Raw genomic sequence first — 25,949 nt, 5'->3', positions numbered from 1 at the left:
GGTACGGCCGAGGCCGGGCAGCAACGTCGCTCCGGAAGCCGGTCGTCAGGTGTGCGCCTGCGGCACCTCGGCCGGCTTCCCCGTCGCCATCAGCTCGGGGACGGTGACGAACCGGAACCCGCGGGCCCGCAAACCGGTGATCATCTCGCCGAGGTGGCGGAGCGAGACCAGACGGTTACTGGTGCCGACGTCGTGGGCGAGCACGATCGAGCCCGGCCGGACGTGATCGACGATGTCGGCCACCTGGGCCGCCGGGTTGGACCGGTACATCGCCTCGTGCATCGTGTGCGACCAGAGCACCAGGTCGTAGCCGAGCGAGGCCGCCGCCAGCAGGGTCGACCCGCCGAGGTGCCCGTACGGCGGGCGCATCAGGTTGATCTCCCTGCCGGTGACGGCGCGGATCATGTCGTGGGTACGGGTCAGCTCCCGGCGCACCCCGGCCAGGTCGAGCCGGGCGAGGTCGGGGTGCGACCACGAGTGGTTGCCGATCTCGTGCCGGTCGAGCCTGCCGCGGACCACCTCGCGATGCGCGTCGAGGTTGCGGCCGACCATGAAGAAGGTCGCCGGCACCCGGTACTCGTCCAGGGTGTCGAGCACCATCCTGGTCCAGTCCGGAGCCGGACCGTCATCGAAGGTGAACGCCACCACCGGCTCGTCGGTCTGCACGTAGTACGTGACCGACGTGCCCGGATGCCGCACGGCGGCCAGCTTGTCGGCGGCCGGTGCGTACCCTCCGTCGAGCGGTAGCCGGTCGGGCCCCAGCCAACCCTTCACCCGCGTGGCCGCGGCACCCACCACGGCTCCGCCACCCACCAGCAGACCGCCCCGCAGAATGCCGCGTCTGGTCACCCTCATCCGTCACTCCCCCGCTCCGCCCGGAGTATAGGTCCGGACAACAACTGAAGATCATCACATAACGGACATAGAGCGCGTGTCATCCAACCAGCCGGATGTCACACCGGGGTCGGTGACCGGGGCGCGGGCCGGCCCGACGGACGGTCGGGACGCGGGCCGGCCGGCCCCGGTCGTCGGACGGCGGGTCATGTCAGGAGCCGGTCAGACGGCGGGTCACATCGGGAGGCGGTCAGACGGCGGTGACGGCGGAGGCGATCAGACAGCGGTCACGAGGCGGGCGGGTACTCCGCCTCCACCCGCGGCCACCACTCGGCGAACAGCCGCCGGGTGTCCCCGAGCAACTGCGGAAGCACCTTCGTACGCCCGATCACCGGCATGAAGTTGGTGTCGCCACCCCACCGGGGCACCACGTGCTGGTGCAGGTGGGCGGCGATACCGGCGCCGGCCACCGCGCCCTGGTTCATGCCCAGGTTGAACCCGTGGGCACCGCTGACCCGGCGCACCACCCGCATGGCGGTCTGGGTGAAGCGGGCCAGCTCGACCGTCTCCGTCTCGTCCAGGTCGGTGTAGTCGGCGACGTGCCGGTACGGGCAGATCATCAGGTGTCCCGGGTTGTACGGGTACAGGTTGAGCACCGCGAACACGGTCTTGCCCCGGGCGACGACCAGCCCGTCGGCGTCCTCCCGCCCCGGTGCCCGGCAGAACGGGCAGCCGGACGGCTGGTCGTAGTTGTCGTCGCGCCGGTCGTCGTCCTTGATGTAGGCCATCCGGTGCGGCGTCCACAGCCGGTCCAACTCGTCGGGCACGCCCGCTGTCACCTGTACAACCTCCCGCCGTCCCGGCTGGGCGCCGCGTAGCGGCCCGCCGACCCCGCGATCGTACCGGCATCTGACCAGGCACCACGGGCGCGGGGAGGGCGTTCAGGACACCGGGTTCCAGCCGTCGCCGCCGGCCAGGTAGCGCTGCGGCGTGTAGTTCGGGGCCTGCGCGTCGGACAGTTGTGGCCGGTTGGCGTTGGCGCCGGCCCCGGCGCCCGTGTTGTGGTACTCGCTGAACCGGGCGTCCCGCCAGGAGAATCCAGACATGTCGGTCCATGGCGCGCTCTTGATGTGGGCGCCGAGGGCGGAGTCGCGTACGAGCACCTGGCCGATCGCGTTCGGATCGCCGCTCGGGTGCCAGGGCCGCCCGAGGTAGCCGGTCTGGGCGGGCGCGTTGCTGGTGAACGTGCACTGGCTGAACAGGAAGCCGTACGGGTTGGTGTTGGCCGTGGCCGCCGCGGTGACGTACCCGTTGTTGGACGTCGATCCGCGAGACAGCGACTTGATCGTGCAGCGGTCGAAGACCGCGGTGCCCCGGCCGAAGATGAAGTCCACGTCCCCCTCGACGTAGCAGGAGCGGAAGTAGGCCCGGGCCACCGTGCCTGCGCTGGCCGACCACGCGAGCAGCGTGTCCTGGTTGCCGAGGAACCGCACGTTGTCGAAGACCGCCCGGTCGGCCTGGGTGTTGACGGCGACCGCCTGCTGACTGGCGATCTCCGGATGGGCTGCCTCGTTGAAGGTGTTGGCGAAGGTCACGTTCCTCGCCCCGAAGTCGTGCCCGGAGATGGTCACCGATGCGCTGCCCGAGGTGCCGTAGGTGCCGCCGCCGGGCTTCGCGGTGCCGCTGGCGTTGTCGTACTCGATCACCACGTCGGCCGCGTTGCCGGTGGAGCCGACCAGCATCACGTACGGCTTGTTCGACGGGATGTTGACGATCTCGTGGTAGGTGCCGGGCTTGATGGTGATGGTGAACCGGCTGCCATTACCTGCCGGTACCGCGTCGACCGCCGCCTGGACGGTGCGGTAGGTGCCGGTGCCGTCCCTGGCGACGGTGACCGAGGTGGCCGCCGCCGCCGGGCCGGCACCGGCCACGGCGAGCGTCGTGGCGCCGAGGAGGGCCGCGGCGCCGACTGCGGGGACGATCCGGTTCCGGTGCACGGTGCCCTCCCGTGAACGAGGGGAAGCAGCGAGGAAAGCGTTTTCCACGCACCGTACGGGGACGTCCCAACAATGTCAAGGTTGTCGATGTATTGCTACGCCGCGCTCGGCCCGGCGTTCGTGCGCGAGCGCACCACCTCGACGACGTGCGCGACCGCCTCCTCGATCGGCACGCCGTTGCGCTGCGAGCCGTCGCGGTACCGGAAGGACACCGTCCCGCCGGACACGTCGTCGTCGCCGGCGATGGCCATGAACGGGATCTTCTGCTGCTGGGCGTTGCGGATCTTCTTCTGCATCCGCTCGTCGGAGTCGTCGACGTCGACCCGGATCCCCTCCCGGCGCAGCCGATCGGCGAAGTCACGCAGGTATCCGACGTGGTCGGACCGGATCGGGATCCCGATCACCTGCACCGGCGCCAGCCAGGCCGGGAACGCGCCCGCGTAGTGCTCGGTCAGCACGCCGAAGAACCGCTCGATCGAGCCGAACAGCGCCCGGTGGATCATGACCGGCCGCTGCCGGGTGCCGTCCGGCGCCTGGTACTCCAGTTCGAACCGCTCAGGCAGGTTGAAGTCGAGCTGGATGGTCGACATCTGCCAGGTGCGGCCGATGGCGTCCCGGGCCTGCACCGAGATCTTCGGCCCGTAGAACGCCGCGCCACCCGGGTCGGGCACCAGCTCGAGCCCGGACTCGGTGGCGACCCGGCGCAGGGTCTCGGTCGCGACCTCCCACACCTCGTCCGAACCGACGTACTTGTCCGGGTTCTTGGTTGACAGCTCCAGGTAGAAGTCGGTCAGCCCGTAGTCCTTCAGCAGATCCAGCACGAACTGCAGCAGCGAGGCCAGCTCGCTCTCGACCTGCTCCGGGGTGCAGAAGATGTGCGCGTCGTCCTGGGTCATGCCCCGGACCCGGGTCAGGCCGTGCACCACGCCGGACTTCTCGTACCGGTACACGGTGCCGAACTCGAACATGCGCAGCGGCAGCTCGCGGTAGGACCGCCCGCGCGACCGGAAGATCAGGTCGTGCATCGGGCAGTTCATCGGCTTGAGGTAGTAGTTCGCGCCCTCGACCTCCATGGGCGGGAACATGCCGTCGGCGTACCAGTCCAGGTGACCGGAGACCTCGTACAGGTGGCCCTTGGTGATGTGCGGGGTGTTGACGAACGAGTACCCGGCCTCCTCGTGCCGCCGCCGGGAGTAGTTCTCCATCTCCCGCCGGATGATGCCGCCCTTCGGGTGGAACACCGGCAGCCCCGAGCCCAGCTCGTCCGGGAAGGAGAACAGGTCGAGGTCGACGCCGAGCTTGCGGTGGTCACGGCGGGCGGCCTCCTCCAGCATCCGGAGGTAGTCCTTGAGCTGGTCGCGGGTCGGCCACGCGGTGCCATAGACGCGCTGCAGCTGCGGGTTCTTCTCCGACCCGCGCCAGTACGCCGCGCCGCTGCGCATCAGCTTGAACGCGCCGATCAGCCGGGTCGACGGCAGGTGCGGCCCCCGGCACAGGTCGCCCCAGCAGCGCTCGCCGGTCTTAGGGTCGACATTGTCGTAGATGGTCAGCTCGCCGCCGCCGACCTCCATCACCTCGGACGCATCCACGTCGCCCTTGATGTCGACCAACTCCAGCTTGTACGGCTCATCCGCCAGTTCGGCCTTGGCCTGTTCGAGGGAGTCGAAGCGCCGGCGCCGGAACCGCTGGCCGGACTTGACGATCTCCTGCATCCGCTTCTCGAGCTTGTCGAGATCCTCGGGGTTGAACGGGCGGGTGACGTCGAAGTCGTAGTAGAAGCCGTTCTCGATGGGCGGGCCGATGCCGAGCTTGGCCTCCGGGAACACGTCCTGGACCGCCTGCGCGAGCACGTGCGCGGTCGAGTGGCGCAGCACGTTCAGCCCGTCGGGGGACGACATCGCCACCGGCTCCACGGTGGTGTCGGCCTCGGGCACCCAGTCAAGGTCGCGGAGCCGGCCCTCGGGGTCACGGACCACCACGATCGCGTGGGGGCCCGCCGCGGGTAGGCCGGCCGCGGCCACCGCGTCGGTGGCCGTCGTACCCGCCGGCACGAGGACGGGCTCGGTAACGGCGGCGGTACGAGGTGCGGACACGGCTCACTCCCTGAAGGTCATGCGGTTACCCGACGATGCTATCCGCCGCACCGACGCCGACCGCGCGCATCTCCTCAGGACCACACCGGCGCTGCCGATAATGACGGCCGGAGGGCGGCCATGGACTCGATACGGCAGACGTCCGGCGTGACGATACGCGCCATCCTCCGGCATGTCCGCGCCACCGGCGGACCGGAGGCCGTCGCCCGTACGCTGGCGCTGGCCGGCGCGACCGAAGACCCGGAAAGCTACGACGACGCGCGGCGCTGGTGGTCGTGGGATTTCAAGATCCGGTTGTTCGAGTCGGCGGCGACCGCCCTCAACGACCCCGACGTCGCCCGCAAGGTCGGGCTGACCATCCTCGAGCACACCGTCGGCACCCCGTTGATCCTCGCGCTGTCCGTGGTCGGCGGCCCGACCCAGCTGATGCGCCTGATCTCCACCGCCAACGTCCGGTTCTCCACCTGTGCGGACATGTCCGCGGTACGGGTCCGGCGCGGCGCGGCGACCATCCGCTACCAGCTCCGCCCGCAGTTCCGGCCACACCGCCACGACTGCGAGTACAACCAGGGCCTGCTCACCCAGGTCCCGACCGCCTTCGGATACCCGTTGGGCGTCGTCACCCACCGCGAGTGCCAGGTACGCGGGGCCGAGGCCTGCGTGTACGAGGTGCGCTGGCGCCAGGGCGGCCTGTTCGCCGGCCGCCGCGCCGCCAGCAACCAGCTGCGGGGCACGATGCTCGACCAACTCGCCCAATTGCAGCACACGGTGTCCGAACTGGTAACCGCCCAGACACCGGACCGGATCCTGGCCACGGTCGCCGAGCGGGCCGGGTTCGCCGTCGGCGCCCACGCGTTCCTGCTCGTCGCGCAGCCGTCGGCCGACCAGCCGGTCCAGGTGCACGGCTTCGGGCTGCCGCAGGCGGAGATCGACCGGCTGACCGCCGACGGCGGCCGGGTACCGCCCGGCGCCGACCGGCTGATCGCCGAGATCGCCTCGCCGACCCGGCGCTACGGCCACCTGGTCGCGTTCAGCGACGCTTTCCTGGACGCGGAGCGGACCCTGCTCGACTCGTACGCCAACCTCGCCGCGGTCACGCTCGACGCGCTGACCGCGGTCGAGGCGGCCGCCGAGCGGGAGCGCACCGCCGAGAGCCTGCTGGGCCTGGCGCGGGCACTCACCCATGCCCGCAACCCCGCCGACGTCGCCCGGGTCACGACCGAGGCCGCACACGCCGTTCTGCACGCCGACCAGGCGGCGATGCTGCTGATGGACGCCGCCGGCGGGCTGCACGTGGCCGGCCACGTCGGCTGGCGGTCGGAGTTCCACGACACGATCGAGGGACTCGCCCTGGAGGCCGAGCAGAGTCCGGGGCTGTTCGAGATGCGCCGCGGCCATCCCGACGCCACCACGATCTACGACCACACCAGCACCGACCCGCTGATCCGGCGGATCCTGGCCGGCGGTGGCATGGACGTGCTCGCCGTCGTCGGCATCGCCCTGCCGGATCGCCTGTACGGGCTGCTCGTGGCCGGTTTCATCGGCCCGCACGGCGCCGCGCGGGCCCAGCGGTTCGCCGCCCGCATGCCGGGCGTGGCCAACCAGGCCGCCACCGTCCTGCGTACCTGTGAACTGCTCGACCAGACCTGGCGGCTGGCACACCTGGACGCGCTGACCGGCCTGCCCAACCGCCGGGCGTTCATGGCCGAACTGGCCGCCGCGGTGCGCGCCGGCTCCGGCGCGCTGCTCTTCATCGACCTTGACGGGTTCAAGGGGATCAACGACTCGCTCGGCCACGCCGCCGGTGACGACCTGCTGGCCGCGGTCGCGGGCCGGCTACAGGGGTGCAGTCGCTCCGGCGACCTGGTCGCGCGGCTGGGCGGCGACGAGTTCGTGGTGCTGGCCCGCCCGGTGGACGGCGAGCCGGAGATGCGCCGCATCGCGCAGCGCATCCGCGAGGCGTTCACCGAGCCGGTCGCGGTGTCCGGCGGTACCGTCCGGGTCCGCCTCAGCGTCGACGGCACCCGCTATACGGCGGGCGAGTCGGCGGAGGACGTGCTGAACCGGGCGGACAGCGCGATGTACCGGGTGAAGCGGGCGCGGCGGCCGGTGTCGGACGCCTACCGCGCGGCGGGCTGAGCCGCCGCCCGGTACCACGTCCAGCGGTGCGTCACCGCTTCCAGAAGTCGCGGCGCCGGTCGGGCTCGGCCGCCGCGGCCTGCGGGTCGGCCGCCGTCGCCTGCGGACCGGCCGCCGCGAACGCGTCCAGTACCCGCAGTGCCTCGGCCCACCGCGCCTCCAGCTCGCCGCCGGGCTGCGCCAGTTCGTCGGCGAGCCGCCGCAGCGGCGCGTACACCTCTTCGGCCACCCCGATCCCGGCGAGGTGACCGACCAGCGCTGTGAGCCGGCTGGCCAGGTCGGCGAGGAGTTCGCGCCGCTCGTACCCGGGCAGCCCGGCGGACCCGCGTAGCCGGCGCGCCTCGACCACGGCGACCTCGCGGACCGCGCGGACCTGCGGCCGCGCGCCGGCCCCGACCCCGGTCGCCCCGGCGGCCACCGCCCCCGTTGCCGCACCGACCACCGCGTCGGCTGCCGCCCCCACCGCTCCGGTGACCCGGGCCGCCGCCGACTGGACCGCGCCGCGCAGGCCGCCGGGGGCGGCCGGCGCCGGACCGCGCTCCGGCGCTCCGGCCGCCGTCAGGAACCCCCGGCCCGGCCCCGAGCCGCCCATCGCCATCAGGCGCATCGCCGGGGCGGGCGCCCGGTCGGGCAGTTCCCAGCCCGACGGCGGCTCCACCGGCTGGACCACGCGGTGCGGCTCGCCGCCCTCGGTCACCACCCGGGTGTCGACGGCCACGTACGCGGTGAACCGGCACAGCACGCCGAAGCGCAGCGAGGTGTCGACCGCGGCGCGCTCCACGTCGGCGCCGCCGGAGCCGGCCGCGTACCGGTCCTCCAGGTCGCGCAGCCGTGCCCGGGCCCACAGCGCGGCGAGCGCCGGGGCGTCCGCCTGCCGCGCGGCCACCGTGGTCCGCCACGGCCGGCCGTCTCGGGTACGCCCGGTGACGGTGAGCGAACCGGCCGCCGGACCCCGGTACCGGCCGGAGACGACCAGCGGCACCCCCGGATAGAGCGCGGGCAACCGGGCCGGGGTACGGGTGTCGTCGACGAGCGTGAGCCCGTCCGCGGTGACCGTCAGGTCGGTCACCAGCGGCGCCCCGATACGCCGGTGGATGTGCTCCATCGCCTCGTCGAGCCGGTCCTCGCTCTCGACCAGTTCGCACCGGCCCCCGCCGAGGGCGGCCAGCCGGCCCAGGAACCCGGCGTTGACCGCGCGGTCGACGCCGACGGTGTGGATGCGGACCCGGCCGGGGCTGATCTCGCGCAGGATCTGGTCCTCGTTGCCGACCTGACCGTCGGTCACGAGGACGAGCACGGCGTCGCGCGGCGAGTCGGCGTCGCGCGGCGAGTCGGCGTCGCGCGGCGAGTCGGCAGACAGCATCGCCACCGCCTGGCGCAGCGGCGCCAGCAGTTCGGTGCCGCCGCGGGCGTCCGCCCGGGCGAGGTGCTCGACGGCCCGGTACCGGTGACGGTCGGTGGCCTCGACCAGGCCGGGTGGCAGGTCGGCCGGGTACCCGATCTCGTGGTCGAAGGTGATGACGGCGAAACGGTCGCCGGCGGTGAGCGTGTCGACGATGCGGGCGGCGGCCCGGCGGGCGGCGACCATCTTCCAGCCGCGCATGCTCCCGGACCGGTCCAGCAGCAGGACCACGTCCCGGCCCCGGGGCGAGCCGCCGTCCCGCGGCGGCAGGACGGTCAGCTGGTACGTGCCCTCGACGGTGCCGGGCGGCGTGTCGGGCGTGTCGGGCGCGTTGCGCGTGTCGGGCGTGTCGGCTGAGGTACGCGTGTCGGGCGTGTCGGCCGCGTCCGGGGCGCAGACCAGCGTGGCGGTCTCCTCGGCGGCCCCGTACGCCAGGCGCAGCACGAAGTCCCGGTCGGCCCGCTCCCCCGGCCGGAGGCTGACCCGATCGCCCTCGGTCACCACGGCGTGCAGACTGGAGCGCACCTCGCCCAGCGGCAGGCCGGCGGGGTCGATGTCGACGTCGAGCGACAGCCGCAGCGGGTTGGGAAAGCCCGGCAGCAGCACCGGCGGCGTGATGCGGGAGGCGTCGGGCACCGCGTCGGTGTCGAGGGCGTACCCGTCGCCGACGCTCGGCCCCGGCAACGGCGCGCCGGGAACGTACCGCGGCGCCACGACCAATGGGAACCGGAACGTCGCCGCGCCGTCCTCGTACGGCAGGGAAGTGACCATGGCCAATGCGACGCTGACCCGTTCGCCGGGCAGGATGTTGCCGACCCGCACGGTGAACACGTCGGGCCGCTCCTGCTCGGTGATCGAGGCCCGGTGACCGGACGCGACGGCCCGGTCGTACCGCTCGCGGGCCTCCCCGCGCTCGCGCAGCTCGGCCGCCACGACCCGGCCGTCCGCGGTCATCGTCATGCCGGTGACGGCGGCCCGGTCGGGAAGCGGGAACACGTACGTCGCCTCCAACGCGACGTCGTGGGCGTTGACGAACTCGCTGGTGAGCTGGACCCGGCCGACCAGACCGGTGACCTGTGCCCGGACCTCGAGCCGGTCCAGCGGCAGGTTGCCGCGCTCGGTACGCAGGGCGCCGAGCCCGGCGTCGGAGACCGGCGCGGCGACCCGGGCCGCCTCGGCCGGGCTCATCGGGGTGACGGAGAGGGTCATGGCGCGCTCCTAGGGGTGCGGTTGTCGCAGTAGGCCGCGGTCGGCGAGCAGGTCGAGCAAGGGTTGTGCGGCAGCGGCGATCGCGGCGAGGTCGTGGGGTCCCGGGTGGACCGGCAGAAGCAGCACCACCCCGCCGCCCAGTGGCACTCCGGCCAGGGTGGCTGCCGCGCCGTCGGGCGCACTCGGGCCGGCGTCGACCACCGGGGCGGCGTCGACAACCGGCGGAACAGCGTCAACGACCGGGGCGGCGTCGACAACCGGCGGAACAGCGTCAACGACCGGGGCGGCGTCGACAGTCTGCGCAGCGGCGTCGGCAGCCGGCGTAGCGGTCCAGAAACGGGCCCGCCGGGGTGCCGCCGGTGGCGCGGCGGCACCGTCCCTGAACAGGTCCTCGGGTACCCGGGCGATGGCGGCGAGGGTGTCGTCGGTGGCTCCGGCCAGCTCGGCCTGGATCCGCGCGAGCGAGTGCCCCTCGGCCTGCCGACGTTTGACGGCGACGAGCTGGAGCAGGTGTCGCTGCCCGTACAGCGCGTGCCGCCCGCGCATCGCGGCGGGACGGTCGACGAGACCGGTCGTTGCGTACCACCGCACGGCGCGGCGGTCGGGCACGTCGCGGACCCGGCCGTTGGGCGCCCCCGGGTACTCCGCCGCCAACGCGGCGCGGACCCGGTCCAGCAACTCGTCGAGCGTCCACACCCGTCCACCATGACACTGTCATCGTGACAGTGTCAATGTTTCCGAGGTCGCCCCTGCGGTACCGCCCAGGCCCGCTCCCGCGCGTCTCAGCCGGCTCTCAGCAGTCGGCCGGCAGCATCAGGGGACAGGAGGTGCAACCATGTCGATCACTTTGTCCAGACCGGCGCTGCGTTGGGCAGTTCCGGTCGCCGTACTCGCGGCCGTGATCGGTGGCGGCGCAGCGGCGCGCACCCTCACGGCCTCAGCCGATCCCAGCCTGCCGCCGAGGACCGCGGCGCAGCTACTCGTGGACCTGCAGACCGCCCGGCTCGACGGCGGCTCGGGCACGATCGTGCAACAGGCCGACCTCGGCCTGCCGGCCCTGCCCGGTCTCGGTGGTCAGGACGGGAAGGGCAGCACCGACCTGCTGTCACTGGCCAGCGGGTCGCACACCATGCGGGTCTGGTACGCCGGGCCCGACCGGGCCCGGGTGGCGCTGATCGGCACTCTCGGCGAGTCCGACGTCATCCGCGACGGGCGGGACGTCTGGACGTGGGACAGCCAGCGCAACACCGCCAACCACGCGGTACTCCCCGCCGCCGACGGCGCCGCTCCGCACCCGGCAGTCAGCCCCACCAACCTGCCCCGGACACCGCAGGAGGCCGCGGACGCCGCACTGGCCGCGATCGACCCGACCACCAAGGTCACCGCGAGCGGCTCGGCGCGGGTCGCCGGCCGGGCGGCGTACGAACTGGTCCTCGTCCCGCGCGACACCGGCTCGCTGATCGGCCGCGTCACCCTCGCCATCGACGCCGAACGGCACGTGCCCCTGCGGGTGGCGGTCTACCCCGCCGGTTCGGACAGCACGGCGTTCAAAGTCGAGTTCACCCAGGTCAGCTTCACCCGTCCGGACGCGGCACAGTTCCGCTTCACCCCGCCGCCCGGCGCGCGGGTGACCGAGCAGACCGCGACCGAACCGGCGCGCGAACCGTCCGGCGCAGCCCGGCAGCCGACCGGGGCGCCGGGGCAGCCGACCGTCGTCGGCACGGGCTGGACGAGCGTGCTCGTGGCCGCGCTGCCGGCGGACACGGCGAAGGCGCTGTCCCCGACCGGGCAGGGCGACCGCGGCGGTACCGGCTTCTCCCTCGCCAGCCTGCCCAGGGTCAGCGGCGCCTGGGGCAGCGGGCGCCTCCTCACCGGCCGACTGTTCAGCGTACTGATCACCGACGATGGCCGGCTCCTGGCCGGCGCGGTACGCCCCGAGCAGCTCTACGCGGCGGCGACCCGGTAGGTCCCGGAACGGCGCCCCGCCACCCGCACGGCACGGGTGGCGGGGCGCCCTCCCCCACGCCCACACGGGCATCGCTTCGGAATGTCGGGCGGCGAGTTCCCACAGCCGCCGCTTCCCGCAGCCGCCGCGCACTCAACGGGAGACAGCTTCTGACGGCAGTACCGGTAGCCGTACCCGGGCCCGTACCCCCGGCTTGGCGTCGGCGAGGGTGACGGTCCCGCCGTGCCGGCGTACCAGTTCCTGCACGATGGCCAGGCCGAGCCCGGCGCCGCCGGCGTCGCGGGCGCGGGCGTCGTCGAGCCGGGTGAACCGTTCGAAGACGCGTTCCCGGTCGGCGGGCGCGATGCCGGGGCCGTCGTCGATCACGGTGAACCCACCCGGTACGACGGCCAGCGTCACCCGGGACGTGGCGTGCCGGACGCCGTTGTCGACCAGGTTGCGGACCACATGCCCCAGCGCCTGCGGATCACCGGCGACCCACTGTGGCGGCCCGCCGGCCACCGCCACCGGCACCCGCGCCGTGTCGTACTGCGCGGCGGTCTCCCGCAGCAGCGCTCCCAGTTCGACGGGCTCGGTACGGGCCGGCCGCGGCGCGTCGTCGGCGCGCGCCAGCAGCAGCAGGTCGTCCACGAGCCGGGTGAGCCGTTCGATGTCGACCAGCAGGTCGTCGACGCGTGCCGGGTCGCCGATGCGCTGGGCCACCTCCAGCTCGGTCCGCATGTTCGCCAGCGGGCTGCGCAGCTCGTGCGCGGCGTCGGCGACGAACGCGCGTTGGCGGGCCCGGGCCCGGGCCAGCCGGTCGAGCATGTCGTTGAGGGTCACCGCGAGCCGGTGGATCTCGTCGTGCGAGTCGGGTACCGGCAGCCGGTCGGCGGCGGGGCCGGACCCGTCGCCGCTGTCCCCACCGGTGATCTGCTCCGCACCGGCCCGCAGCTCCTCCACCGGGCGCAGCGCGGCGCCGACGACCCGCCAGGCGAACAGCGCCAGGACGGCGATGAGCAGCGGGTACGTGATGAGCAGCGCGGTGCGGACCACGTCGACGCTCTGGCGCGCGGCCGCCACCGGCCGGGCCACGATCACCGACTGCGGGTCGTCGGGCGGGCCGGCCGGCACCACCACGACCCGCAACCGGCCGTCCATGCCGGCGCGGGCGCCGTCGACGTACCGGCCGTTACCCGACGACCGCGCATCGGCGAGTTCCTCCGGGCGGAGCAGCGGTACCAGCCGGTCGGCGCCGATGGACGCCGACCGTACCCGGTGCCTGGAGTCGACGACCTGCACGATCTGGTCGCCGGAGACCGGTACCTGCTGCGGCAGTTCCCGGACGTTGACCAGGTCGGCCACGCCGCGGGCGGTGCTGAACGCGTCGGCGTCGACGCTGCGCTGCAGGGCGTACTCGAGCGCGGCGACCAGCACGATCCCGCCGAGTGCGAACCCGACGGCGAGACCGCCCGCGCCGATGATCAGGAGCCGGGCGCGCAGGCTCAGCCGGTTCCAGAACGTCAGCCACGAGCGCGGCCTCAAGCGTGTACCACCCGGTACCCGGCCCCGCGGACCGTCTCGACCACGTCGCGGCCGACCTTACGGCGCAGGTATCCGATATAGACCTCGACGACGTTCGGTGCGCTGTCGGCGCCGGCGTCCCAGACGTGGTCGAGCAGCTCGACCTTGGACACCACCCGGCCGGCCCGGCGCATCAGGTACTCCAGCAGCGCGTACTCGCGCGTGGTCAGCACGATCTCGGAACCGCCGCGGCGGACCTGCCGGGCGGCCGGGTCGAGGACGAGGTCCCCGACGGTGAGCACGGTCGGCCGCGCCGGAGCGCCCCGGCGCAGCAGCGCGCGCAGCCGCGCCAGCAGTACGACGTACGAGAAGGGCTTGGTGAGGTAGTCGTCGGCACCGCAGTCCAGCCCGTCGGCCTGGTCGTACTCTCCGTCCTTGGCCGACAGCATCAGCACCGGGAGCCAGTTGCGCTCGGCGCGCAGCACCCGGACGAGCTGGTAGCCCGACAGGCCGGGCAGCATCACGTCGAGGATCATCGCGTCGTACTCGCCGTGCCGGGCGAGTTCCAGACCGTGCGGACCGTCGGCCGCGACGTCGACGGCGAAGCCCTCCGCCGCGAGACCCCGTTGCAGCGCGTTGGCCAGGCGCGCTTCGTCTTCCACGACGAGTACCCGCATCGCCTCAGGGTGTCATGTCGCCACCAGGCGGCTCGCAACGGCTCTCAGTCAGCTCTCAGCGGACTCCAAGGTGTCTTCTCAGCCGGCGCTCAGCGCCGTCCCGCGGTCTCAGCGATCTCTCAGCGAATTCCGAGCAGCATGGGCCGTAGGAGGTGTAACTGATGTCGATCTTCACGTCCCGACCGGTACTGCGCTGGGGGGTTCCGGTTGCCGTGCTCGTGGCGTTGATCGGTGGTGGTGCGTCCGCCGGTACCCTCGCCGCTTCCGCCGCCACTCCCAGCAGCCCGCCCGGACCCACGCCGGCGCAGCTCCTGACCGATCTCCAGAACGCCCGCAACCAGCCGGTCTCCGGCACGGTCGTCGAACGCGCCGACCTCGGCCTACCGGCGATCGCGACCGGAGGCGGCAACGGTTCGAACCTGCGGTCGCTGCTCAGCGGCTCGCACACGCTGCGGGTCTGGTACGCCGGACCCACCAGGACGCGGGTGGCCGTGATCAGCACGCTGGGCGAAACCGACGTGATCCGCAACGGTCGTGACATGTGGGTGTGGGACAGCCAGAAGAACACCGTGACGCACTCGACGCTTTACGGCCACGGGCAGCAGGGCGGGGCCGGGGCGACTGCGTCGCCGGGCGCCACCCAGACGCCCACCCCGACGTCGACGCCGGCGCCGACCCAGACGCCCGGTCCGGGCACCCCGACCACCATGGGCGGCGTCAACCTCGACAAGACCAAGACACCGAAGCCCACCCATACCGCCTCGGCATCCACCACCATGGGCGGCGTCAACCTCGACAAGACCAAGACGCCGAAGCCCACCCACACCGCCACGGCATCCGCCACCGCGCTCGGCGCCGCGCTGCTCCAGACGCCGAGCCCGACCGGGCCCGGCACCGGAGGCACGATGCCGTCCGAGAGCACCATGCCGTCCGAGAGCACCATGCCGTCCGAGAGCACGATGCCGTCCGAGACCGCCACTCCCGTGCCGCCGCAGGAGATCTCCAACCGGATCGTCGCCAAGCTCGAGCCGTACACGGTCCTTACCACCAGGAGCGGCGTCAAGGTCGCCGGCCGGACGACCGACGAACTACTCATGACGCCGCGCGACACCAGGTCGCTGGTGGCCCGGGTGACGCTGGCCCTGGACGCCCAGCGGCACGTGCCACTGCGGATGCAGGTCTTCGCCCGTGACTACACCAACCCGGCTCTGGAGATGGCGTTCACCCAGGTCAACTTCGCCCAGCCGAACCCGGCGCAGTTCAACTTCACCCCGCCGCCCGGCGCGACGGTGCGGGAGGCCCAGCCCCGCCAGCACCCGCAGCAGACACAGCAGCCGATGGTCATCGGCAAGGGCTGGACGAGCGTGGTCGTCTCGAAACTGCCGCCGCAGGCGATGCAGCAGCCGCAGCCGAGCCCGAGCGGCAGGGGCGGCTGGTCGATCCAGAACCTGCCCGCGGTCAGCGGCACCTGGGGCAGCGGTCACCTGCTGACCAGCCGGCTGTTCAGTGTGCTGTTCACCGACGACGGCCGGATGCTGGCCGGCGCGGTACCGCCGCAGATGCTCTACGCCGCGGCACAGGCAGGTAGCAGGTGAGCGCCGCGTCGGCGGCGACCGCCACGACAATCATCGGGGGACCCGGCCGGCCGGCCGGGTCCCCGGCGGTCGAGTCGAGCGGGCTGACCAAGCGGTTCCGGCGGCAGGTCGCCGTCGACGGCGTCGACCTGGCCGTGCCCCGCGGCGCGATCTACGGCTTCCTCGGCCCCAACGGCTCGGGCAAGACCACGACGATCCGGATGCTGCTCGGCCTGATCCGGCCCACCGCGGGTTCGCACCGGCTGCTCGGGCAGCCGATGCCGCAGGCGTGGGCGCGGGTACTGCCCCGGGTCGGCGCGCTCGTCGAGGGACCGGCCTTCCACCCGTACCTGTCCGGCCGGGCCAACCTGCGGCGACTGGACGCCGCCGACCGCACCGCCGACCCGCGTACTGCCCGGCGCCGCGTCGACGCCGCCCTCGACCGGGTGGGGCTGCTCGCCGCGGCGACCAAGCGCTACCGGGTGTACTCGCTGGGCATGCGTCAGCGGCTGGCGCTCGCAAGTGCCCTGCTCGCCCCGCGCGATCTGCTCATCCTCGATGAGCCGACCAACGGGCTGGACCCGCAGGGCACCCGCGAGGTCCGCACCCTGATCACCCAGCTGGCCGCCGAGGGCACGACGGTCCTGCTCTCCACGCACCTGCTCAGCGAGGTGGAGCAGATCTGCACCCATGTCGGGGTCATGCACCTGGGCCGCCTCGTCGCCCAGGCGCCACTGGCCGAACTGCGCGCCGGTACGGTCCCGCGAGTACGGGTGGAGACCGCCCGGCCCGACGACGCCGCCCGGGTACTGCGGGAGCTCGGCCTGCCCGGGGTGGACACCGCCGCCGGCACGGCCACGGCGCTCCTCGGCCGGGACGAGCCGGAGCAGGTGGTCGCCGCACTGGTGCGCCGGGACGTTCCGGTACGCGGGTTCGCCGTGGTCGCTCCGGACCTGGAGGAGCTGTTCGTGTCCCTGACCGGGGAGGGCTTCGATGTCAGTGGCTGAACCATTTACGACCGGATCGCCGGAGCGCCCACCGGCCCCGCCGGTCGCCTCGGCGGCGCCGGAGACGGCCGCCCGTACCCGGCCGGTGAGCAGCCGGCTGCTGCGGTCGGAGCTGTGGCTGATCTTCGGCCGGCGCCGTAACTGGGCCGGCCTGGCGGTGCTCGCGGCGGTACCGACCCTGATCGCGATCGCGGTCAAGGTCTCGCCGCCGGGCGGTGGCGGGGGCGGGCCGAACTTCTTCGCCTCCATCACCAGCAACGGCCTGTTCGTGGCGCTCGCCGCGCTGACCGTGGAGCTGCCGCTGTTCCTGCCGCTAGCCGTGGCGGCGATCTCGGCCGACGCGATCGCCGGCGAGGCCAACCTGGGTACGCTGCGGTACCTGCTCACCGTCCCGGTCGGCCGGACCCGGATGCTGGTGGTCAAGTACGCCGCGATCGTGATCTTCGCCGTGGCCGCGACCGTGCTGGTGGCCGCGGTCGGCGCGATACTGGGTCTGGTGCTGTTCGGCGGTGGCCCGGTGACGACGCTGTCGGGTACCCAGGTGCCGTTCGCCCCGGCTGTGCTGCGGCTGCTCGGCGTGTGCGGCTACATCGCGGTCGGGCTGTCGGCGCTCGGGGCGATCGGGCTGTTCGTGTCGACGCTGACCGAGCAGCCGATCGGGGCCACCGTAGCGATCGTGACCGTCAACGTGCTGAGCTTCATCCTGGACTCGATTCCCCAGGTGGACTGGCTGCACCCGTACCTGTTGACGCACTACTGGATGAATTACGGCGACCTGCTGCGCGACCCGGTGTCGTGGTCGGGGATCGCCGACGGCCTGCTGGCCGCCGCCGCGTACGCGCTGGTCTTCTGGGCGGCGGCCTGGGCCCGCTTCTCGGGCCGCGACGTGACCGGCTGACCGCCGTCGAACCGGTCCCGGCACGCCGGGTGGTCGAGGCGGCGCGGGCCGCCCCGACCATCCGGTCAGCCGTTACGCGTGGGGCGGGGCCGGATGAGTGCGGCGCCGCCGCGCCGGCTGTCGGCGAGCCGCTCGGCGAGCGACCCCGGGCGCTGGCCGGGGACGGTGACCGGACCCGCGCCACCCGCCCCGTCGCTGTCCGTGGAACCCGGACCGGCGCCACCCGCGCGGCCCGCGCCGGCACGCGCGTCGTCGGCACGCCCCGTACCCGCGCCCGGGGTACCGACGGGACCGTCACCGCCGGCACCGGCGCGCTCGGTCTCGCGCCGCGTCTCCCGCCGCGCCGTGAAGCCCACGGTCGCGTAGGCGAGCGCGGTGATGACGACACACGCCAGGATGCTGATCGGCAGGAGCAGCACGAAGGGGTTCACGCCGTCGATCGTGGCGGCCTCCGGGGCGAGCCGGACCCGCACCGCCGACATGCCGACGTAGTGCATGCTGGTGACCGCCGCGGCCATCAGCAGGGCGGCCGCGACGGTCACCGAAATGTCCCGGATGACCAGCGCGAACCACAGCGCGACGGTGGCCGCGACGACCGCGATGACCACCGACAGGGCGACCCTGCCGGAGTCGAACGAGACGACCCCGCCCAGGTGGATCGCGTACATGCCGGTGTAGTGCATGGCCGCGACCCCGAGGCCGGTGAGCGGACCGCCGACGAGTAGCTTCCACGCCCTGGGCCGGCCCATGCCCACGACCAACAGTCCGATGGCGACGATCACGATGGCGATGACCACGCTGGCCAGCGTCATCAGGACGTCGTAGCGCACGACCGTCGCCGGCACGTCGAACCCCACCATGGCCATGAAGTGCATGAGCCAGATGCCGGTGCCGCCGATGGCGACGGCCGCGAGGACCAGCCAGCGCGCCCGCTGCCCGCCGTCCACCTCGCGGGCGCGACCGGCAAGCACGAGGCCGAGCAGCGAGCCCAGGAACGACATGACGTACGCGAGGGTGGGGTTGATCCACCCGAACGCGAAGTGATGTACCTCCGCCACGAAAGCCCCTTTCGTATCCCGCCGCGAACGCGGGTCATATCATCGATATTTTTCTATGCATGAGGTCGGATTCAGTCCGCGGGGTACCCGCAACGTCTCGACCACGACCCCACCGCGCGGCACATACGCAGCGCTGAGGCAGTCGTCACTACTGGTTCGCAATGGACCCGACGAAATCCGGCGAATGGGGTTCAAGTCGCACCCCCACGGCAGCCTAGGCGCGGCCACCACCCGCGGACAAGAGCGTCGATTCCGCCAGTTTGCGCAGCCGGTAACCGGGGTAGCGAATTGAGTAGAAGCAGACGGCAGGGAGGAGTAGGCATGAGTACGGTCGTCGAATCTGTCGACGTCGCGGTGCCGGTGCGTACCGCCTACAACCAGTGGACACAGTTCGAACAGTTCCCCCAGTTCATGGAGGGGGTCACGGAGGTACGCCAGCTCGGCGACACCCGGCTGCACTGGGTCGTCGACATCGCGGGCGTCCACCGTGAGTTCGACGCCGAGATCACCGAACAGCACCCGGACGAGCGAATCGCCTGGACCTCGATCGGCGGACCGCGCCACGCCGGCGTGGTGACGTTCCACCGCCTCGACCCGGACCACACCCGGGTCACCGCGCAGATGGAGATCGACCCCGAGGGCTTCGTCGAACAGGTCGGCGACAAGACCGGCCTCGTCGACAAGCGGGTCAAGGGCGACATGAAGCGGTTCCGCGACTACATCGAGGCCCGCGGGCGCGAGACGGGCGCCTGGCGCGGCGACGTCGACCGGCCCACGCCGTAACGACACCGGTACGGCAGCTCCGTCAGGTGCAGCGCCGACGGGTACCGGGCGTCGGTGCGTACCTCGATGTCCACCGGCCGCAGCCGGGTGGCGGTGGCCAGCGGCTCACCGGTACCGGTGTTGCGAGCGAACCTCGGGTGCGCTCCCCCGCTGACCTGGACCCGTACCCGGTGTCCGGCAAGGAACCGGTGGGCCGTCGGCCACAGGTCGACGTGGACCGCCCGCACCCCGTCGCCGTCGGGCGGGAACCGGTCGGGCGTTACCCGGACCAGGCCGTCACACACGTTCCACGACCGGCCGTCCGGAGTGACGTCACACAGCCGCACGAACACGTCGAAGTGCTCACCGCCGGCTCGTACGTGGACGGTGGCCGCCACCGGCCCGACAGCCGTCACCGGCCGGTCCAACGGCGCGCTGGTGAACGTCACGACGTCCGGGCGCGCCTCCAGCGCACGGTTGTCCCGACGGCCCGCCACGTTCGCGGCCAGGCGCGGTCCGCCGACCGCCGGGGTCGGGTCGGCCGGGTCGTAGCGGAACCGGGTCGGCGGCCCCGCCGGTCCGGGCGGAGCCGCCCCCAGCCCCGCGTCGGGCCACAGGTACCAGTCCCGGGTCCGCGCGCCGGCGGGCGGCCAGTCGTCGAACTCCCACCATTCGTCGGCACCACCCAGGTGTACCCGCACCACGGCCTCGCGGGGCCGTGCCGGGGCCGCACGCCGCCGCCCCCGGCCGTTGCCACGCGCGTCGCCGTCCGCCCCGGCGGCGCCCGCGTCGCCGGTGAATTCGTGGAACCAGGCGACCGACTCGACGATCGAGTGACGGGCCAGGCCGAAGCTGCCGTGCGTCCACGGCCCGATCGTCAGCCGCGGCCGCGCCCCGGCGTCGCGCAGCGCCGCGTAGTCGTCGAGCTGCCACGGCAGGAAGATGTCCTGCCAGCCGCCGACCATGAGGACCGGTGCGGTGACGTCGGCGCGGCGCATCGCGTGGCCCCGGTGGCCCCAGTACTCGGCGCCGGGCTCCGACAGCCAGTCGCGCAGGAAGCCGATCTCCTCGCCGGTGGCGACCAGGTCGGCCTCACGCAGCGGCAGGTGCGCCAGCCCCCGGTGCAGCCGGGGCTGCCCCCGACGCAGCTCGACGAAGTTGGCCAGCCGCGGTCCACGCTGCGCGCTGAGCAGGGCGGCCCAGGTGAGGACCGTGTCGAGGGAGAACGATCCGCCGGCGTACGTCGGCTCGCGGAAGTCGGCGGCCGTCACGATCGTCGCCATCGCCTTGAGGTCCGGGCCGGCCTCCGCCGCGAGCGCCCACTGGACGAAGCCGACGTAGCTGGGCCCGTACGTGCACAGCTCGCCGGAGTACCACGGCTGCCGGCGCAGCCACGCGACGGTGTCGAGCCCGTCGTCGCGCTCGTGGCGCATCGGCTCGAACACCCCGCCGGAGTCGTGGGTACCCCGACACGACTGGGTCACCACGTGGAACCCTTGCCCCGCAATGGTTCTAGCGAGTACGCCGAGCGTGAATCCGCGACCGTACGGGGTGCGGATCAGGACGGTCGGCGCCGCCGGCAGGTCCGGCGCGAAGTGGTCGGCGATCAGCTCGACCCCGTCGCGCATGGGTACCCGCAGGCGCCGGTGGGCGCGTACCCGCCGGGCGCGCGGCGCGGGCAGGCCGAGCACCCGGCGGGCGATCGCGCTCGCGACGCTCATCGGCGGGTACGAACCGGTACGGTCACGCCGGCACGGTATCCCGCCGGCGGCTCAGCCGTCACGCCAGTCGTCGCCGCGCAGGTGCGAGCCGGCCTGCGGGCCCATCAGCAGCATCCCGCCGTCGACGACGTACGACGCCCCGGTGACGTAGGCGGCGGTCGGGCTGGCGAGCATCGCCACGACGGTGGCGACCTCGTTGGCGTCACCGGGGCGCCCGACCGGCACGCCGGGACGGCCGATGGTGTACGGGTCGACGTCCTCGTTGCCGGTCATCGGCGTGGCGATCTCGCCCGGCGCGACGGCGTTCACGGTGATCCCATCTGCGCCCAACTCCTGGGCCATCACCTTGGTCAGCAGCCCGAGGCCGCCCTTGGCCGCGCAGTAGGCGCCCGATCCCACCCGGGGAGCGTGCTCGTGGACGCTGGTGATGTTGACGATGCGCCCGCCGCGCCCGGCGGCGATCATCCGGCGGGCGGCCCGCTGGGCGTACAGGAAGGGGCCGTCGAGGTCCACCGACAGCACCTGGCGCCACTGGTCGTAGCCGGTGTCGACGACCTTCGTACTGATGCCGGTACCGGCACAGTTGACCAGTACGCCGAGGCCGCCCAGCGCGTCGGCCAGCTCATCGACCACGGCCGCGGCGTCCGGCAGCCGGGTCAGGTCCAGCCGGCGTACCTCGCACTTGCGGCCGGCCGCGCGCACCTTCTCGGCGGTGTCACGCGCGCCCGCCTCGTCGGTGTGCCAGGTGACACCGACGTCGAACCCGTCATGGGCCAGCGCAACGGCGATGGCCTCGCCGATCCCGGAGTCCGAGCCGGTGACCACCGCCACGCGGTCGTAGTTGCCGAATCGCTTGGGCATACCCGATGGGTTACCCGTCGATCCGCCCGCGACACGTACCGTATCGCGGGCGGATCAGCGGTATCGGCTCTGATCGCGTTGGATCTTGCCGTGTCGGACCCTGACGCGTTCTCGACGCGTCGGATCGTGTCGCGTCGGGGTCAGCGCTCGGCCAGCAGCCGGGTGACGGCCGCATCCACGTCGAGGTGCTCGCTCTCGCGGCCACGCGGGACGGCGACGTAGGTGCGGCGCAGGAACCGGACGAGGACGCTGCGCGGCACCTCGAACAGGGCGTTACCGTCGGGCGAGGACAGCGCCAGCGCGACGAAGTCGCCCCGGGTGCTGGCCCACGGCCAGACCCGCACGTCGCCGATGCCGGCCGGCTCATCGAGCCCGGTCACCAGCAGCTCACGCGCGAACGACCAGCCGACCGGGTCGCCACCCGCGGGCTCGGCGTGGAAGAGCACGTGAACCGCGTACGGGTCCTCCGGGTCGTAGCGCAGGCTGGCCCGAACGGACAGCGCGGTCGCATCCGGCGCGACCAACCTCAAAGACGTCTCCACCTCGACACTGGTCGGTCGAATGGCACTCATTCCTACTCCCCCCGGCACCGTTGCGGAGCGTTCCCGCCCCGCACTTCCCCTGTCGGCCGCTCGCTGTAGTTACTTCGCGTCATACGCTGATCTCACCCAGTAGTGGGATGTGGCGAAGCCGTTTAACCCCTGAAATTCACGGAATGAAGTACGATGTCTTGTTCGGTTCAGGTGTTAATCAGATCCGCTCGGCGCCGGGCTTGTTCAGACGTCGACTCGCTCTGGTAACGGACGGCGGAGGCCGGCGGTGACGGGTACTTTCGGACAGGGAGCACGGGAATGACGGAGGGCTTTCCCGACGAACGGCCCTCCTCAGGTAAACCTCCCACCAAGGGGACAATCGGCTCAAAGGTCAGCCTGATCCGCACCCGGTTCCATGCCCTGCCGGGCGGGCGGATGCTGTTCCGGACCATGATCGGCACGCTCGGGCTCGTCCTCGTGACGCTTGGCCTGGCCCTCGTCCCACTCCCCGGCCCCGGCTGGCTGATCGTGCTCGCCGGCATCGCCATCTGGGCCGTCGAGTTCGTGTGGGCCCAGCAGTTGCTGCGGTTCACCAACGACCAGCTGCGCCGCTGGAATACCTGGCAGCGCGACCAGTCCTGGCTGGTACGGGGACTCCTGCTGCTGGCCCTGGCCGCGGTCGTCGGCGCAACCCTGTGGCTGTCGATCAAGCACGGCCTCGACGTCGACCCGATCAAGCTCATGGTCGGGCTGGCCGCCGGTAGGAGCCTCGACCCGGCGGGCTGACCGCGCCTGGCCAGCCGTTCCAGCCCGGCGGCCCGACACGCGGACCCCGGGAATGCGGACCACCGGAGGGATCAGGTACAGTTCTACCTCGCCCGGGCGATTAGCTCAGCGGGAGAGCGCTTCGTTCACACCGAAGAGGTCACTGGTTCGATCCCAGTATCGCCCACCAGCGTTTACGCAGGTCAAACGCCCGTTACCGAAGCCACGGTAACGGGCGTTTCCCGTAGTGCTCATTACGTTGGGAGCAAACGGGGAGCACATGATCATCCTGCGCTCGTGTGTGGAGCGTGCGGGCGGACCCCGGCGATCAATCCCCGCCCGAGTCTTGCGAGCCGTGGCCGTCAGTCCGCCGACCGCTCCCCCGCTGTGGCAGCCATGCCTTCGTCGGCGGCCGACGCGGCTGGCTGGAGGGATTCCCACCGGCGCTGCAGCGCCTCGACCAGATGCTGGCGCATGAGCGGAGTCACATGGCTGTAGATGCCGCGGACCCCGCCGAGGCGGTGGCCCAGCCGGCGGGCCTGGACGATCTCGGGAATGCCGTCCTCGATCAGCCAGGTCTTGTGGGTGTGCCGAAGGTCATGGAAGTGCATGCCGGCCAGGATCGGCGGGGCGCCGGCGACGGGGTCGCCGGCCACCGCCGGGGTCCAGGCACGGCGGTTGAAGTTGGAACGGCGTTGGAAGCCGCCCCGGGCGCCGGGGAACACCATCGGATGGTCGTGGCTGGTCAGGCTGGCGCGGAGCCGGTCGACCAGAAATGGCGGCAGGTCGATGTCGCGGACCGAGTCGGCGGTCTTGGGCGGGCCGAGGAACAGGCTGCTGCCGACCTCGTGCAGCGCACCCACCTCGGGGTGCACGGAGATGACGCCGGTATCGAGGTCGACATTGGCGCGGTCCAGCCCGGCGAGTTCGCCCCAGCGCATGCCGGTGTAGGCAGCCGTAACGACCATGAGTGCGTCGATCGGTCGGCGCATCCGGGCCGCGATCGCGGCGACCTGCTCGGTGCTGGCGTGCGGGCGCTCGGGGCGGCCAGTGGTGGTCACCCGTACCCCGCGGCAAGGGTTGAACGGGATCCGGCGGTCCTCGACCGCTTCCTGCAGCACCATGGATAGCACGGTGACCACGTCGGCGGTCGAGCGTGGCGCCAGCCTCTTGCGCAGCTCGAGCACGAGCGTCTTGACGTGGTGGCGGCGGATCGCCACCAGCTGCAGCCGGCCGAGTCTGGGCAGGATGTGCAGCCGCAGGTGACTGCGATAGGCCGACCACGTGGCTGGTCCGGCCTGGTGGCTGGCCGCCCACAGCTCGACCCACTCGGCCAGGCTGATCCGGCCGTCGCGCGGGTCGACGAACGTCTCGCGGGCCAGTTCGATGTCGATCTCCTGAGCGCGTAGCTGCGCCTCGATTTTCTTCTCGTACACCGAGTCGGTGATCACGGTGCCGTCCGGCAGCCGCAGCCGGACCCGAAACGCGCTGCTGCGCCGCTCTACCCATGCCATGCGCTGCTCCCCTCGTCGCGGTTGTGGTCATCGCGGTCGGGTGGATCCACGCTTGGCATCGGCCCGGTGGGCAAGTCGCGATCCCGGACGGTGGGCCGGGATCCGCGACGTCGCGGTCGGCGGCCGGTCGGGGCCTGGCCGTGCTGGGCGACGATCGCGGTCAGGTCGGCGCCGGAGAACCGCAGGTGCTTGCCGAGGAACGTGCACGGGACCTGGCGGGCAGCGGCCTTCCGCCGCAGCCACGACTCGCGGATGCGCAGCTGCGCGGCGGCCTCTGCCGGCGTGAACAGCAGCTGGCCGCCCTCCCCAAAAGGCAGCGACGCGCTCGAGGTAGGGGCGTTAACGTGCTGCCGCGGGGCTGCGGGACGGGGTAGGCCACGGTAAGGGTTGGACTGGGCGATAGACACAAGGGACTCCTTGGCGAAAGCTCGGCCGATGCAGCCGGAAAATGGGGTTGAAACAAGCAAGCCCGGCACCCGCTAGAAGCAGGTACCGGGCGTGAGAGCCGGTTTCGGGCTCTGGCACACATTCGGTGGTCACACAGCGTTTCCTACGCAAGCAGAATGCGCTGGCATAGGAACGCGAAGCCCGCGCGGCCGTACATCTGCCGTTTCAGCAGCTTGACCTTCGTGTTCGCGCCCTCGATCGGCCCGTTGCTGTAGGGCAGGGTCAGGCCGGCGGTCACGGCGGGTAGATCCTTGCGCAGGCCGCGGGTGAAGCTGTGGAGGGCGGGCAGGTCGTCGGCGTCAACGGCGGCCAGCCAGTCGTCGAGATCCTGTCCGCCACGCTTGGTCAGCAGTCGGGCGAAGTCGCGGATCCGCGCGGCCAGTACCGCCAGGTAGGGCAGGTGGCGAGCAGTTCGTCGAGGTGGTCGCGGTGCGGGGCGGGCCAAGCAGCGCCGCGCCCGCGCGACCGGCGACGGCCACGTCAGCCACCAGAGCCGCGAGACTGCCGGTCCGCCGCGCGTACCGGACGGCCAGGCCGGGCAGCTGCTCTCGGAACGTCCACCGCCGACAGCCACGGGTCTGGCAACGCAGCCGCCGCACCCGCACTACCAGCTGCAGCCCCCGGCCGGCAATCGGTAGATCCGCCAGCCGCCGCAGGTGGTAGCCGTGAACCCGGGCCGCCGGCTCGCCGCAATCGGGGCACGGCACTGGCGCTGCAGCTGTCCGTGCCCGGATCACCAGCCGGCCACCGTCATCGACCACCTGCTCAACGAAGAGCTTCGCCAACTGCGGAAAAACTGTCCGAACTAGACGCCTATCTGGATTACCCTACGCGAACGACCGTCGCTCATCGTGACCACCGAATGTGTGCCAGAGCCCTTGATCGGACAGTCCCGAGCAGACGTCCGGCGCTCGCAGCAGTTGATGCGATCGGTTTTGCCGACGTGTCGCGGCATCGTTGACCGGGCAGAAGCGAACGGCGGTCATCTT

Annotated in this window: 22 protein-coding genes, 1 tRNA gene and 1 pseudogene; 8 read left to right on the top strand and 16 right to left on the bottom strand. The window is 72.3% G+C overall.

Annotated features, from left to right (window positions below; genetic code table 11):
* Positions 1-45: 45 nt before the first annotated feature.
* The 4 genes from ACNTMW_RS18545 to thrS all read right to left on the bottom strand — a co-directional run bounded on the left by ACNTMW_RS18545 (position 46) and on the right by thrS (position 4,924).
* Entirely contained in the window at positions 46-855 is an 810-nt protein-coding gene (locus ACNTMW_RS18545; RefSeq protein ID WP_426634915.1) for a polysaccharide deacetylase family protein, read from the bottom strand.
* Between the two features lie 266 nt (positions 856-1,121).
* Positions 1,122-1,622 (bottom strand): HIT family protein, encoded by a 501-nt coding sequence (locus ACNTMW_RS18540; RefSeq protein ID WP_426635005.1) that lies wholly within the window; start codon positions 1,620-1,622, stop codon positions 1,122-1,124.
* Between the two features lie 153 nt (positions 1,623-1,775).
* Complete coding sequence (locus tag ACNTMW_RS18535; protein ID WP_426634914.1) at positions 1,776-2,831, bottom strand: pectinesterase family protein; 1,056 nt, start codon at positions 2,829-2,831, stop codon at positions 1,776-1,778.
* Between the two features lie 95 nt (positions 2,832-2,926).
* Positions 2,927-4,924, bottom strand: coding sequence for a threonine--tRNA ligase (gene thrS, locus ACNTMW_RS18530; RefSeq protein WP_426634913.1), 1,998 nt, complete (start codon positions 4,922-4,924; stop codon positions 2,927-2,929).
* A 120-nt stretch (positions 4,925-5,044) separates the two neighbouring features.
* On the opposite strand from thrS, the gene ACNTMW_RS18525 reads away from it, so the two are divergent.
* Positions 5,045-7,063: a diguanylate cyclase domain-containing protein gene (locus tag ACNTMW_RS18525; RefSeq protein WP_426634912.1), complete on the top strand. Its 2,019-nt coding sequence runs from the start codon at positions 5,045-5,047 to the stop codon at positions 7,061-7,063.
* Between the two features lie 31 nt (positions 7,064-7,094).
* Here ACNTMW_RS18525 and ACNTMW_RS18520 read toward each other — a convergent pair whose 3' ends face one another.
* Together ACNTMW_RS18520 and ACNTMW_RS18515 are read right to left on the bottom strand one after the other, a co-directional pair.
* Positions 7,095-9,674: a VIT domain-containing protein gene (locus ACNTMW_RS18520; protein WP_426634911.1), complete on the bottom strand. Its 2,580-nt coding sequence runs from the start codon at positions 9,672-9,674 to the stop codon at positions 7,095-7,097.
* Positions 9,675-9,683: 9 nt separating this feature from the next.
* Positions 9,684-10,370 (bottom strand): MerR family transcriptional regulator, encoded by a 687-nt coding sequence (locus ACNTMW_RS18515; protein WP_426634910.1) that lies wholly within the window; start codon positions 10,368-10,370, stop codon positions 9,684-9,686.
* Positions 10,371-10,509: 139 nt separating this feature from the next.
* Here ACNTMW_RS18515 and ACNTMW_RS18510 point away from each other — a divergent pair, with 139 nt between their 5' ends.
* Positions 10,510-11,640: a LolA family protein gene (locus ACNTMW_RS18510; protein WP_426634909.1), complete on the top strand. Its 1,131-nt coding sequence runs from the start codon at positions 10,510-10,512 to the stop codon at positions 11,638-11,640.
* A 132-nt stretch (positions 11,641-11,772) separates the two neighbouring features.
* Here the strand turns inward: ACNTMW_RS18510 and ACNTMW_RS18505 are convergent, their stop codons facing one another.
* Positions 11,773-13,107 (bottom strand): sensor histidine kinase, encoded by a 1,335-nt coding sequence (locus tag ACNTMW_RS18505; RefSeq protein ID WP_426635004.1) that lies wholly within the window; start codon positions 13,105-13,107, stop codon positions 11,773-11,775.
* A gap of 53 nt (positions 13,108-13,160) precedes the next feature.
* Entirely contained in the window at positions 13,161-13,820 is a 660-nt protein-coding gene (locus ACNTMW_RS18500) for a response regulator transcription factor (RefSeq protein WP_426634908.1), read from the bottom strand.
* 161 nt (positions 13,821-13,981) lie between these two features.
* Between ACNTMW_RS18500 and ACNTMW_RS18495 the strand changes: the two genes are divergently transcribed.
* From ACNTMW_RS18495 to ACNTMW_RS18485, 3 genes are read left to right on the top strand one after another with little or no spacing between them, the layout of a single operon-like run.
* Positions 13,982-15,415, top strand: a complete 1,434-nt coding sequence (locus tag ACNTMW_RS18495; protein ID WP_426634907.1) for a LolA family protein — start codon at positions 13,982-13,984, stop codon at positions 15,413-15,415.
* A complete protein-coding gene (locus ACNTMW_RS18490) occupies positions 15,412-16,401 on the top strand; it encodes an ABC transporter ATP-binding protein (protein ID WP_426634906.1) in 990 nt (329 codons plus the stop codon). The genes ACNTMW_RS18495 and ACNTMW_RS18490 overlap by 4 nt, the downstream gene beginning before the upstream one ends.
* Positions 16,388-17,299: an ABC transporter permease gene (locus tag ACNTMW_RS18485; RefSeq protein WP_426634905.1), complete on the top strand. Its 912-nt coding sequence runs from the start codon at positions 16,388-16,390 to the stop codon at positions 17,297-17,299. Before ACNTMW_RS18490 ends, ACNTMW_RS18485 begins: the two co-directional genes overlap by 14 nt.
* 65 nt (positions 17,300-17,364) lie before the next feature.
* On the opposite strand, the gene ACNTMW_RS18480 is transcribed toward ACNTMW_RS18485, so the two are convergent.
* Positions 17,365-18,357, bottom strand: a complete 993-nt coding sequence (locus ACNTMW_RS18480) for an MHYT domain-containing protein (RefSeq protein ID WP_426634904.1) — start codon at positions 18,355-18,357, stop codon at positions 17,365-17,367.
* A 321-nt stretch (positions 18,358-18,678) separates the two neighbouring features.
* Here ACNTMW_RS18480 and ACNTMW_RS18475 point away from each other — a divergent pair, with 321 nt between their 5' ends.
* Positions 18,679-19,140 (top strand): SRPBCC family protein, encoded by a 462-nt coding sequence (locus ACNTMW_RS18475; RefSeq protein WP_426634903.1) that lies wholly within the window; start codon positions 18,679-18,681, stop codon positions 19,138-19,140.
* On the opposite strand, the gene ACNTMW_RS18470 is transcribed toward ACNTMW_RS18475, so the two are convergent.
* From ACNTMW_RS18470 to ACNTMW_RS18460, 3 genes are all read right to left on the bottom strand, one after another.
* A complete protein-coding gene (locus ACNTMW_RS18470; RefSeq protein WP_426634902.1) occupies positions 19,074-20,840 on the bottom strand; it encodes a CocE/NonD family hydrolase in 1,767 nt (588 codons plus the stop codon). The two genes, ACNTMW_RS18475 and ACNTMW_RS18470, sit on opposite strands and share 67 nt — an antisense overlap.
* 51 nt (positions 20,841-20,891) lie before the next feature.
* Positions 20,892-21,701, bottom strand: coding sequence for an SDR family oxidoreductase (locus tag ACNTMW_RS18465; RefSeq protein WP_426634901.1), 810 nt, complete (start codon positions 21,699-21,701; stop codon positions 20,892-20,894).
* A gap of 140 nt (positions 21,702-21,841) precedes the next feature.
* Entirely contained in the window at positions 21,842-22,273 is a 432-nt protein-coding gene (locus ACNTMW_RS18460) for an SsgA family sporulation/cell division regulator (RefSeq protein ID WP_426634900.1), read from the bottom strand.
* Between the two features lie 279 nt (positions 22,274-22,552).
* Between ACNTMW_RS18460 and ACNTMW_RS18455 the strand changes: the two genes are divergently transcribed.
* A complete protein-coding gene (locus tag ACNTMW_RS18455; RefSeq protein ID WP_426634899.1) occupies positions 22,553-23,020 on the top strand; it encodes a TIGR02611 family protein in 468 nt (155 codons plus the stop codon).
* A gap of 94 nt (positions 23,021-23,114) precedes the next feature.
* Positions 23,115-23,189 (top strand) — tRNA-Val (locus ACNTMW_RS18450).
* Positions 23,190-23,361: 172 nt separating this feature from the next.
* On the opposite strand, the gene ACNTMW_RS18445 is transcribed toward ACNTMW_RS18450, so the two are convergent.
* The 4 genes and pseudogenes from ACNTMW_RS18445 to ACNTMW_RS18430 all read right to left on the bottom strand — a co-directional run.
* Positions 23,362-24,513: a tyrosine-type recombinase/integrase gene (locus ACNTMW_RS18445; protein WP_426634898.1), complete on the bottom strand. Its 1,152-nt coding sequence runs from the start codon at positions 24,511-24,513 to the stop codon at positions 23,362-23,364.
* Positions 24,501-24,920, bottom strand: a complete 420-nt coding sequence (locus ACNTMW_RS18440; protein ID WP_426634897.1) for a helix-turn-helix domain-containing protein — start codon at positions 24,918-24,920, stop codon at positions 24,501-24,503. The genes ACNTMW_RS18445 and ACNTMW_RS18440 overlap by 13 nt, the downstream gene beginning before the upstream one ends.
* 143 nt (positions 24,921-25,063) lie before the next feature.
* The gene (locus ACNTMW_RS18435) at positions 25,064-25,405 is read right to left on the bottom strand and encodes a transposase (RefSeq protein WP_426634896.1); all 342 of its coding nucleotides are present in this window, start codon (positions 25,403-25,405) and stop codon (positions 25,064-25,066) included.
* 142 nt (positions 25,406-25,547) lie between these two features.
* Positions 25,548-25,667, bottom strand: a pseudogene (locus ACNTMW_RS18430) (transposase family protein); the annotation flags it as partial.
* Between the last annotated feature and the right edge of the window lie 282 nt (positions 25,668-25,949).

The sequence above is a fragment of the Planosporangium spinosum genome, from assembly GCF_049999945.1.
GTDB classification, from domain to species: Bacteria; Actinomycetota; Actinomycetes; order Mycobacteriales; family Micromonosporaceae; genus Planosporangium; species Planosporangium spinosum.
This window is presented reverse-complemented; position numbering and strand designations above follow the sequence as displayed.

What these genes read in the sequence shown, in the direction of transcription:
- ACNTMW_RS18500 (WP_426634908.1), bottom strand. Translation starts at nt 13,820, where the DNA reads ATGCGGGTACTCGTCGTGGAAGACGAAGCGCGCCTGGCCAACGCGCTG.
- ACNTMW_RS18545 (WP_426634915.1), bottom strand. Translation starts at nt 855, where the DNA reads ATGAGGGTGACCAGACGCGGCATTCTGCGGGGCGGTCTGCTGGTGGGT.
- ACNTMW_RS18510 (WP_426634909.1), top strand. Translation starts at nt 10,510, where the DNA reads ATGTCGATCACTTTGTCCAGACCGGCGCTGCGTTGGGCAGTTCCGGTC.
- ACNTMW_RS18485 (WP_426634905.1), top strand. Translation starts at nt 16,388, where the DNA reads ATGTCAGTGGCTGAACCATTTACGACCGGATCGCCGGAGCGCCCACCG.
- ACNTMW_RS18470 (WP_426634902.1), bottom strand. Translation starts at nt 20,840, where the DNA reads ATGAGCGTCGCGAGCGCGATCGCCCGCCGGGTGCTCGGCCTGCCCGCG.
- ACNTMW_RS18475 (WP_426634903.1), top strand. Translation starts at nt 18,679, where the DNA reads ATGAGTACGGTCGTCGAATCTGTCGACGTCGCGGTGCCGGTGCGTACC.
- ACNTMW_RS18445 (WP_426634898.1), bottom strand. Translation starts at nt 24,513, where the DNA reads ATGGCATGGGTAGAGCGGCGCAGCAGCGCGTTTCGGGTCCGGCTGCGG.
- ACNTMW_RS18540 (WP_426635005.1), bottom strand. Translation starts at nt 1,622, where the DNA reads ATGGCCTACATCAAGGACGACGACCGGCGCGACGACAACTACGACCAG.
- ACNTMW_RS18495 (WP_426634907.1), top strand. Translation starts at nt 13,982, where the DNA reads ATGTCGATCTTCACGTCCCGACCGGTACTGCGCTGGGGGGTTCCGGTT.
- ACNTMW_RS18455 (WP_426634899.1), top strand. Translation starts at nt 22,553, where the DNA reads ATGACGGAGGGCTTTCCCGACGAACGGCCCTCCTCAGGTAAACCTCCC.
- ACNTMW_RS18460 (WP_426634900.1), bottom strand. Translation starts at nt 22,273, where the DNA reads ATGAGTGCCATTCGACCGACCAGTGTCGAGGTGGAGACGTCTTTGAGG.
- ACNTMW_RS18525 (WP_426634912.1), top strand. Translation starts at nt 5,045, where the DNA reads ATGGACTCGATACGGCAGACGTCCGGCGTGACGATACGCGCCATCCTC.
- ACNTMW_RS18465 (WP_426634901.1), bottom strand. Translation starts at nt 21,701, where the DNA reads ATGCCCAAGCGATTCGGCAACTACGACCGCGTGGCGGTGGTCACCGGC.
- ACNTMW_RS18520 (WP_426634911.1), bottom strand. Translation starts at nt 9,674, where the DNA reads ATGACCCTCTCCGTCACCCCGATGAGCCCGGCCGAGGCGGCCCGGGTC.